This is a genomic window from Nostoc sp. (assembly GCF_036917455.1).
Lineage (GTDB): Bacteria > Cyanobacteriota > Cyanobacteriia > Cyanobacteriales > Nostocaceae > Nostoc.
Genome location: NZ_JBALDK010000206.1, coordinates 23,354 through 30,197 on the forward strand (window position 1 = coordinate 23,354; position 6,844 = coordinate 30,197).

Consider the following 6,844-nt stretch of genomic DNA (forward strand, 5'->3'; position numbering starts at 1 on the left):
AGTCATTTGTAATGACTAATGACTAATGACTAATCAAAATCCCGCTATTGGGTCAGGCTGAGATTGTAAGTATTTGAGGAATCCGTGTAATTCTTCTTCAGTCAGCAAAGTACGCCCGCGCTTACCGTAGGTTTCAATCAAATGCTCTCGTCCCTGTTCTGGTGTCCAGCCTAAACGCTGAAGTTCGACATCTGTTTTAGCAATTACATCCGATAAATCCACAGGTTCAGCTTTCTTCTTTCTCTTTCCTGCCACTGATGGGGTAGGGATATCCTCTTGAGGGCTGTAACTCCGAGGTGTAAATGGTGTGACATTATTGGCAGAAATCGGTGGAAAGGTTTGATTTTCCGCCTGGCTATCAAAAGTTATTTCTAATTTTTCAACTGGAGGATCGAATTCTAGCTCCCGATTGGCAGTCACAGGAAAGTTTTGACCTAAATCCTGACTATAGGTATCGCTTAGTAGAGGTGCAGCATTGCTGTACTCATACTGTTCGTTACTGGTTGTTGCTACTTCTGGTTTGATGTTGCGGACTTTGGAGGGCGGCATAGATATTTCTTTGTCGCTGACTACTGGCCATTGACTACCAACAGAATCCCCCTCTTTTGCAGAAGAATAAGTAGACTCACTCAATCCAGCTTTGGTATTTAAGGAGGGATTTAGCTGCTCCTGAGAAATTAGATTTGGGGTAAATGCCACTGATTCGGGTGGGGCATTTGTAATACCCAAAACTATCAACGCCCTAGTTCTGGCCTGGTCTTCTGCTGCTTCTACCGTTTCTGCTGCTGCCATACCCGTCGCACGGGTTACGCCTTCTATTTGCACGGTTGCCCGAACAATATATTTTCCTTGAAAAATTTGCACTAATTCAGAAATCAGACTGCCCTTGGGATACAAGCTCTGGAATTGAGCCAACATAATACTGCTACCAATTTAAATCTTTTGGGGACTTGGGATTGGGGACTAAGAACTGGAAGGAATTATTATTTTAATCCTAATCCCTAATACCCAATCCCCAGTCCCTTTTAATGCTTTGTCCCGTGTCCCAATTGTAGCAGTAGCTGTTTTTTGACGAAACTTTTGGCTAGTGCTAACTTATCTGGGTAGTCTTGCCTGCAATGCTATACTGATTACCCAACTCGGCATCTAGAACTATTTTCTGGAAATGCGCTCTAAATCTACAATAATGGAGATAAGGTTCGCCCTCACTGCTTATTAAGCTGCTCACCTAATTGTTACCGATTCTACATGTGGGAAAATTGGGTTAACCGGCAGTTCCTCCTAGTTAAAAATCAGATTCTAATGGCGTAAAATTACCTTCACTCTAGACAATCAAACACCTGTAGTTTCCACGCCACTTGACGGCAGTTGCTCCATTTGGGGAGACCCCAAGACCGCACTGCCTCCTCCACTTGGGGAAACCCCAAGACCCTTCGGGTTCGGCAATCCCCCAGACCCTCGATGACTCGCTAACGCTACGCTATCGACGGGAACCGCCAAGACGGGGGCTGCCTCACCGCAGTGGCTCCCCTGCATAGCGGTTTTGGGCAGTATGGATTCTCTAAACCCAGCTTCTCAAAAACCCGTCGCGTAATTAACTAGTGGGGCTAAATCTTAAAATTAGGCGTGCAATCTTAAGTTTGGTTAGGTGAAGAGACTTGAACGTAGGTGAATTCTGAGAGCATCGTGCAGTGAGAAGTTCGTAGATGCCCAGAACTGTTTGTGGGTAGGCTTCTTTTGCCTGGAACTGCCGGAGTAGTTTCCTACTCTTGCTAGGTTGGGCTTCCTTTACTTGAAACTTAGGAAGCCTTGGTTCTGGGCAATTCGTTTCCAGCTTGTTTCTGTAAGCCGTGAGGGTATACAGGAATGAACCAGATTAGACAAAAAATGATGTTTTGACCAAAGGTCGGTTCACTGCATGGAATTTTCAATCGCTACACTCCTTGCCAATTTCACCGATGATAAATTGGTAGCTCGGAAGGTTTTAGAAAAGAAACTTGGCTGTGAAGATGAAAAAAGTTTACAAAAACTTCACATTGCCTTAGATGTTCTGGAAAAAATCGGTATTTTAGTGAAGGAACGGGGCAAGTATCGCCGCATTTCAGAAGAGGGAATAATCGAGGCAAAACTCCGTTGTTCTAGTAAAGGCTTTTGCTTTGCTATTCAAGATGTGGAAGGAGCCGAGGATATTTACATCCGCGAAAGTCATTTGAGTAATGCTTGGAATGGCGATCGCGTTTTGGTTAGAGTTCTTAAAGAAGGCAGTCGTCGCCGCTCTCCCGAAGGGGAGGTGAAGCTGATTCTAGAACGTTCTAACCATACGTTATTGGCACGAATTAAACAGGTAGAAACTGGTTTTAGGGCTGTGCCTTTAGATGACCGATTGCTGTTTGAACTCAAGATCCAACCTAACGAGGCAAAGTTGGAAGAAGCGATCGATCACCTGGTTCATGTGGAAGTTTTGCGTTACCCGTTGGCACAATATCCTCCCCTTGGTCGAGTTGTACAAATCCTCGGTAGCGATGCCGAAGCTGCTGCTGATATAGATTTAGTTACGTGCAAACACGACCTTTCCCGGACTTTTCCCGATCATGTTCTCGAAGCGGCCGCTAAGTTACCCAAAAAGCTACTCAAAGCAGACCTGAAAAATCGGCTGGATTTGCGTAATTTATTTACTCTCACCATTGAAGGGGTAAATGGTGACACTAAAGTTATAGAAAACGCTTTTAGTTTAGAAAAAAACTTAGCTGGAAATTGGCTTTTGGGCGTTCATATCACCGATGTTTCTCACTATGTCCAACCTGATGAAGCCCTAGATAGAGAAGCACTCAAACGGGGTAAATCAGTATATCTGGGAGAATTAGTGCTGCCAATTTTGCCCCCAATTGTGACAGAGCGTTGTTCTTTAGTACCTGGAAGCGATCGCTTAACTATCTCTTTTTTAATTACCATCGATCCCAAATCTGGAGAAGTGTTGGAGTGGGAAATTCAACCCAGTGTAATTAATGTAGAGACAGCACTGAGTACCGAAGAAGCCCAAGCAATTCTCACAGATGAAGCGCAAGATAAATCATCACAGGTTTCTCAAATCCTGCAAGACCTGCAAGCCTTGCAAACAGCCGTCAAACAGGTACGATTGACTCGTGGTAGTCTCCAATTGAATCTGCCACCCAGCCAAAACGCTTACTATGATGAAGGGATTCTCGGCGCTGTGGTGGTGAATGATTTACCCGTGCGATCGCTACTCACGGAGTTGGTACTATTAGTTAATCAACTAGTAGCAACTCACTTAAATGCTCTTGGTGTTCCCGCTATCTGGAGAGTCCAAGGCACACCCGATGTCGAAGATGTTCAGGAAATGCTGAAATTGGCAGTCAATTTAGGCGTTGACCTCACGCTAGATCCAGAAGTCGATATCCAACCTTTAGATTATCAGCATTTGACCACAGCTTTTGCGGAATCTCCCTCTGAGCAAGTTCTTACTTACTTATTGCAAGATACTCTCAAGCCGTCGGCGTACAGCACTACTAAAGGATCTCACTTTGGTCTGGCACTACCGCAATATGTCCACTTTAGTGCCCCTTTGCGGCGTTACCCAGATTTGCTGATGCAAAGAGTGTATTACATCCTACTCGAAAACGGACGCGATCGCCGCAATACCCGTGTCAGAGAGCGGGTTAACCTACGCCACTCCTCCAGCCACGAGGAAATTAACTGGAACGTTTTACCCCCAGAATTGCAACAAGAACTCCAAAGTGATTTGACTAGGGTAATTGTCCAACTCAACGACCGAGAAAAAGAAGTCCAAGAAGCCGAAGCCGATTTAGCTGGACTGCAAAAAGCCCAACTGATGAAGCAACGCATTGGTCAGGTATTTCAAGGTGTGATTACTGGCGTTCAATCCTACGGTTTCTTTGTGGAAATTGAAGTACCAGCCGCCGAAGTAGAGTCCAGCAGTAATCCCGGTGTGCCTTTGCGGGTAGAAGGATTGGTACACGTCAGTTCTCTCAAAGACGATTGGTATGAATATCGCGCCAGACAACAGGCACTATTTGGGCGCAAAAATCGCGCTTCTTATAGATTAGGCGATCGCGTCGCCGTCCAAGTTAAGAGTGTCGATTACTACCGTCAGCAAATTGATTTGGTAACTGTCGGCAGCGATGGTGTACCCAAAAGTTCAATTGGCAATGGTTCTAATGAAGAACTTTCAGACCTCTACTTACCAAATGATATGGAGCCTGATGACCTAGATTCCTACTCTGAGGATGAGTAAAGTGAAAAAGCAGGGGAGCAGGGAGCAGGGGAGAAAAACCATGCCATTTACAGTTATTGCTCTTAACCAAGGAAAGAATTAGAGCAACGGTGCTTTCGCCTACGGCGAGGTTTGTACCTTTTTCCCTGCCCCCTGCCCCCTCTCTTATAAACTAAACCTTACGTGTCAAATAACACTAAACCCCTAATTTTAGGCGTATCGGGCGCATCTGGTCTGATTTACGCTGTTCGCGCAATCAAATTTTTGCTAGAAGCAGATTATAGTATTGAATTGGTTGCCTCTAAATCTACTTACATGGTTTGGCAGTCAGAACAGGAAATTCGGATGCCAGCAGAACCAACCGGGCAAGAACAATTTTGGCGAGAGCAAGCTGGAGTTGCCCTTTCAGGTAAACTCCGCTGCCACCCTTGGGGTGACGTTGGAGCCGGGATTGCTAGTGGTTCCTTTGCCACTCAGGGGATGATAATTATTCCATGCAGCATGAGCACAGTAGCAAAGCTGGCGGTTGGCTTGAGTTCCGATTTACTAGAACGGGCAGCAGATGTCCAACTTAAAGAAGGGCGAAAGTTGGTCATTGTCCCTCGGGAAACGCCTTTTAGCCTCATCCACCTGCGTAACTTAACCTCTTTAGCTGAAGTTGGAGTGAGAATTGTCCCCGCTATTCCCGCCTGGTATCATAATCCCCAAACCATTGAGGATTTAGTTGATTTTGTCGTTGCCCGTGCTTTAGATCAACTAGATATTGACTGCATTCCGATTCAGAGGTGGGAAGGTCGTCGCTAATGCCCCCAGTGGACTCATCGAAAATTTCACAATAGTCCTAAAAGGGTAATGATAGAGATGGCTGATAGTGTCAGTAGTCAGCAAACAGTAATTAGTGAAGAGTAATCAGGCTGATGACTGACAACTGACCGCTGACAACTAAGCACTGACAACTGACAACTGACAAAATTGCTATGGCTGTAATTCGCTTAATTCTATTGGTGGCAGTACTGGGAGGACTAACGCTGTTGTTAGTCCAAAATTTCTCACCTGCCCTATCGCTAGTATTTTTGGGCGTGCGAACTCAACCATTACCACTAGCGATATGGATTTTGTTCAGTACTGCCACAGGTGCTTTCACATCTATATTGATTGCTACCTTGTTTAACTTATCCAATTATTTTGTGGCAGGACAACGCCAAACACCCGAACGCCGACGCACAACTTCACCGCGTGCAAAGGCAACCCAGAGAGAAGAATTTACATCTCGCTCTGCCAATCCTCCACCAGCTAGTAAGAAAGAAAAGTCTAGCGATGAGGTATTTGATGATTGGGAAACAAATGGCAGTAGAGATGATGATTGGAACTTTGATGAAAAATCAGAGGAAGCGCCTACTCGTAATCCTCAACCTCAACCTGCTACAGACTCTAAGACTTACGAACGTCAATCAGAAGCCAAAAGCAGTTCTCAGTCTGGTTCAGTTTACTCCTATAGCTACCGCGAGCCAAAAAATACACCTGTGGGAAAAACTGAATCCGTTTATGATGCCGATTATCGGGTAATCATCCCCCCCTATCAACCGCCAACTACCAATCAAGCGGATGATGATGATTGGGAATTTTTTGATGATGATGAGGATTTTAAGGATGATGATAAACGCTCCCGTCGTTAAGACGTAGCGAGTCTACGTCTCTACTTGATGCCACACCGCTCTCTAGACTCCTGCTTGACTTTACCAGTCATGGCGGCTTCTTGCAAAGTCATGAAAGCATTAAAATCTTCCAAGTCATATCGGGTAGTCAACAGTTGTCGTAGTTGATTTTCAGCTTCCACTGTCAAATAGCCAGTTGCTAAAGCTGTTTGTACAACGTCACGAATTCGATTCATGGTTGACACCTCATTCATCATATATTTATTCATTCAGGCTTATTGGGGTGAAATATGCAGTAGTTTTTGTGTCAAAACTTCTTTATTTACAAATATTTGTTGAGCGATCGCTTCATATCAGTCATTATTTACACCTCTATCGAAACCATTTAATCGAAATAGCTGGTTATAACTAGATTTTTAGACTAATGATGCCGTGCTATTAAAAACACAGTATTGTGTATACTTAAAATTATCCACCAGAGTGAAAATTCGGATTATTTAGATAGACAGGAATTGTTTCGATAAAGTTTCAAACAAGCTATATTAATTTTTTCGTTAAGCATAGTGATTAATATACGGCAATTACCAGGTTACATCAGGATATTTGCTACATTCCTAAAAAATTCATCGTTGATTCTTTATAGTAATTTCACAGAATATTTGTTAAATCTGTAAGAATTCGCTTTAATTTCTGTTCGGGCAACGTAGCTTAGCTATACTAATTTCGCTTGATAGCGCAAGAGTTAAGAAGCAACGGGAAAGAAGGCTCTTTTTGTTGTACTGAGTTTTTTGAAAAATCAAATATTAGTCCAATATTGTTTGAGTTACTTTAAATACATTAATAACAGCAGTAAATCGATCTTAAATAGAAGAGAATTTATAAGAGCTAAAAAAGATTTAAAGTTATAAAAGTTATACGTAAATTTGATATAGATAAA

At 43.5% G+C, this 6,844-nt stretch carries 5 protein-coding genes; 3 read left to right on the forward strand and 2 right to left on the reverse strand.

Translation table 11 applies throughout. The features are described 5' to 3' along the window. Positions 1-33 precede the first annotated feature (33 nt). Positions 34-918 (reverse strand): hypothetical protein, encoded by an 885-nt coding sequence (locus V7K42_RS22265; protein ID WP_334919474.1) that lies wholly within the window; start codon positions 916-918, stop codon positions 34-36. 1,000 nt (positions 919-1,918) lie between these two features. Between V7K42_RS22265 and V7K42_RS22270 the strand changes: the two genes are divergently transcribed. From V7K42_RS22270 to V7K42_RS22280, 3 genes are all read left to right on the forward strand, one after another. Beyond that, positions 1,919-4,273, forward strand: a complete 2,355-nt coding sequence (locus tag V7K42_RS22270; RefSeq protein WP_334919475.1) for a ribonuclease R family protein — start codon at positions 1,919-1,921, stop codon at positions 4,271-4,273. A 162-nt stretch (positions 4,274-4,435) separates the two neighbouring features. After that, a complete protein-coding gene (locus V7K42_RS22275; RefSeq protein ID WP_334919476.1) occupies positions 4,436-5,056 on the forward strand; it encodes a flavin prenyltransferase UbiX in 621 nt (206 codons plus the stop codon). Positions 5,057-5,229: 173 nt separating this feature from the next. Further along, positions 5,230-5,928 carry a LapA family protein gene (locus tag V7K42_RS22280; protein ID WP_334919477.1) on the forward strand — a complete coding sequence of 233 codons (699 nt, stop codon included), beginning with the start codon at positions 5,230-5,232 and terminating at the stop codon, positions 5,926-5,928. Positions 5,929-5,948: 20 nt separating this feature from the next. Here V7K42_RS22280 and V7K42_RS22285 read toward each other — a convergent pair whose 3' ends face one another. Continuing rightward, on the reverse strand, positions 5,949-6,143 hold the full coding sequence (locus V7K42_RS22285) for a hypothetical protein (protein WP_094329034.1): 195 nt from the start codon (positions 6,141-6,143) through the stop codon (positions 5,949-5,951). Positions 6,144-6,844 lie beyond the last annotated feature (701 nt).

What these genes read in the sequence shown, in the direction of transcription:
- V7K42_RS22265 (WP_334919474.1), bottom strand. Translation starts at nt 918, where the DNA reads ATGTTGGCTCAATTCCAGAGCTTGTATCCCAAGGGCAGTCTGATTTCT.
- V7K42_RS22270 (WP_334919475.1), top strand. Translation starts at nt 1,919, where the DNA reads ATGGAATTTTCAATCGCTACACTCCTTGCCAATTTCACCGATGATAAA.
- V7K42_RS22280 (WP_334919477.1), top strand. Translation starts at nt 5,230, where the DNA reads ATGGCTGTAATTCGCTTAATTCTATTGGTGGCAGTACTGGGAGGACTA.
- V7K42_RS22285 (WP_094329034.1), bottom strand. Translation starts at nt 6,143, where the DNA reads ATGAATCGAATTCGTGACGTTGTACAAACAGCTTTAGCAACTGGCTAT.